This is a genomic window from Psychromonas sp. Urea-02u-13, from assembly GCF_002835995.1.
In the GTDB taxonomy this organism is placed as follows: domain Bacteria; phylum Pseudomonadota; class Gammaproteobacteria; order Enterobacterales; family Psychromonadaceae; genus Psychromonas.
This window is the reverse complement of record NZ_PJBZ01000229.1, coordinates 1-675: the sequence shown is the minus strand read 5'-3', so window position 1 is coordinate 675 and position 675 is coordinate 1. Positions and strand designations below refer to the sequence as shown.

Sequence of the window (675 nt, the reverse complement as noted above, 5' to 3'; positions counted from 1 at the left end):
GGCGTTATGTTTACATCACCTAAGGAGTATTTATGAAATCAAGAGATTTATATACTAGGCACGATCTTATCGCTAGTAATTATACTGTTACAGAACTTTCAAATGGCAAGTTTTTACATCAATTCACTCCAAGTACTACTGATACAACTTATCAATTTGAAGCCAATGGTAGCCCTATAATTGTTGAAGGTGAGAGGTACAATATTGGTTTCTTTGTCGATGATAATAATAACAATATAATTGAGTTATCTGCGTTATCAAAAACATCAGAAGTTAGCCCTATGTTTAGCTATGCGTATTCCCTTCAGTTAGCACGTGAAGACCATATTGTAGAAAAAGAAAAAAATGATAGTAGAGTTACGCATAGTGCCAGTGATGGCTATTATTGGGGTAAAAAATATGCATGGAGAATGTTCGGGACAGTTATCTCTGATAATGCATTCTTCAAATACCTAAAAGAAATAAATCATCCAACAGTCTCTTGTGTAACTAATAATCCTGATCTGCCATATTCAAGTGATCCTTCTACAGCGTATAAAGAAGAAGGTTTAGAAGATGCTATGAGAAACTTAATATCAACAGCTGAAAGAGTCACGCCTGCTTACTTTAAATCCCCTCTTTATTCAAAGAAGTTTTCAATTAAAGGCATTAAAGCTATCACAGATAAAAAGTAAA

General features: G+C 33.6%; 1 protein-coding gene. It reads left to right on the top strand.

The genetic code is table 11. The annotated features are described in order from the left end of the window. Positions 1-32 precede the first annotated feature (32 nt). Entirely contained in the window at positions 33-674 is a 642-nt protein-coding gene (locus tag CXF74_RS21540) for a hypothetical protein (protein ID WP_101084695.1), read from the top strand. Position 675 lies beyond the last annotated feature (1 nt).